The organism is Melaminivora alkalimesophila (genome assembly GCF_000282995.1).
Taxonomy (GTDB): Bacteria; Pseudomonadota; Gammaproteobacteria; order Burkholderiales; family Burkholderiaceae_C; genus Melaminivora; species Melaminivora alkalimesophila.
The window spans coordinates 1-1,708 of sequence record NZ_ALEE01000165.1; the positions used below are offsets into that span (position 1 = coordinate 1).

The 1,708-nt window shown below is 71.9% G+C and carries 2 protein-coding genes; one reads left to right on the top strand and one right to left on the bottom strand.

Translation table 11 applies throughout. The features are described from left to right. The coding region (locus tag A612_RS02710) for a DUF945 family protein (protein ID WP_019373066.1) at nt 1–1,300 on the bottom strand (1,300 nt) is incomplete at its 3' end. A 239-nt stretch (nt 1,301–1,539) separates the two neighbouring features. On the opposite strand from A612_RS02710, the gene A612_RS16380 reads away from it, so the two are divergent. Next, the coding region (locus tag A612_RS16380; RefSeq protein WP_141630314.1) for a DTW domain-containing protein at nt 1,540–1,708 on the top strand (169 nt) is incomplete at its 3' end.

The following is a 1,708-nucleotide window of genomic DNA, read 5'->3' on the forward strand; positions in this document are numbered from 1 at the left end:
GCTGCTGCAGCTCTTCGTCGCTGGGTGCAGGCCTGCCGGTGGCGCCCATCAGCGGGCCTACCCATGCCTTGGGCATCTGCATGCTGGCATCCAGTGCGCCGCCTTGCAGCAGCGCCGGCAGCCAGGCACCGCCCGCCAGTTGCTCGACCGGGGGCGCGCTATTGACCTGCGCGCCGTACTCCAGCCGCCCCGTCTGGCCCTGCGTGGTGGCCTCGATCTGCATCCGGTACGACGGCAGGGCGGCGATCAGGCGGGGCGCGGCATCCACCAGCGTGTAGCCCCCCGCTTCGCCCGCCTCCTGCTGGCCCGGCGCAAAGGCACGCATCAGCCCCCGCAGGGCTTCGATGTCCACCCGCTGGTACTGCTCGTGCAGCTTCAGCGAGTCGAACTGGATCGGCCCGATGCTGCCCACCACCTGGGCGCGCGTGGAGTACCCCAGCGTGGCCTGGTCGGTCACGATGTCCGATTCCGCCTCAAGCTCGCGCAGGTCCAGGACCGTGCGCACCGGGGCATCCACGGCGCCGGCGCTGCGCGTTTGCAGGCTGCCCACCTGCAGCCGGGCCTTGCCGGGGCCCAGGCCCCACAGGCCGTCGATCATCTCGCCCTCGAACGTGCTGGTCATGCCCCGCAGGGTGATGGCAAAGCGCTCGGGGCGGGCCTCGGGGTCTTCTTCGTCGCCGGCGGCTGCGGTGGCGGACAGCGAGTCGAACGACCATTCGGGCCACGCCATGCGGGCGGACACGCGCTTGCCGCTGCTGTCCAGGCTGCCCTCGCCTGTCAGCTCCTGCCAGCGCAGCGCGGTCCCGTCGACCACGACCTCGCCCGCAGGCAGGCGCAGCCGCAGATCGCTGGCGCCGCCGAAGTGGCGCACGGCCGTGAGTTGGAGGCCCTGCATGTTCGAGAGGGCCTGGCGTGTGTGCTCGTCCAGCCCCTCCAGAGCAAAGCGTGTCTCCACCGCGGCGGCGGCCAGCCGGGCGCCGGCCAGCGGCCCGTGGCGCACCTGGCTGGTCACCATCAGACGCACGGGCGCGGGCGGCGCCGGCGCCGCCTGGTCCTCGTCCTCGCCGTCCTGCGTGGCGGGTGTCCACTGCAGCGTCAGCCGGCCTTGGGACGAGAAGAAGCCCCGGCGGTACTCCTGCGCGGCGATCGCCTGCGGGCCGATGAAGGCGCTCAGGTCGGTGATGGCCTGGTGGTAGGCCTGCTCGGCCTGGCGGCCGCTGTACCAGCTCGCGCCGGCGTAGGCGGCGGCGGCTGTGGCGACGGCGGCGCCCACGGCCAGCGCGGTTTTGGTGGATTGCATGGAAAGAGCCCTCGGATGTGCTTGCTGTGCCCGGCGCCAACAACTCCGGCGCGGAAGGCGCGAGGATAGTGGCGGCACGCCCGACAATGCCGCCGGCGCGCCCCGACCGTCGCGGTCGCGCCACCATTAATTCTGATAAAAACAGGCTCCATCGCTTGATGTACAAGCGCTGGAAGCTATCATTTTTGAATCAACAGAAAGCGCACCCCGCTGCGCAAAACCCTGCTCCAGGCCTGCACATGGATCCCACCAGCGCCCCTCCCAGGCGCGCCACCTGCCCGCGCTGCCAGCGCCCCGCCAGCGCCTGCCTGTGCGCCCTCGCGCGCCCGGCGCGGCACCAGGCGCAGGTGCTGATCCTCGTGCACCCGCTGGAGGTGGGCCACGCCAAGGGCACCGGGCGGCTGCTGC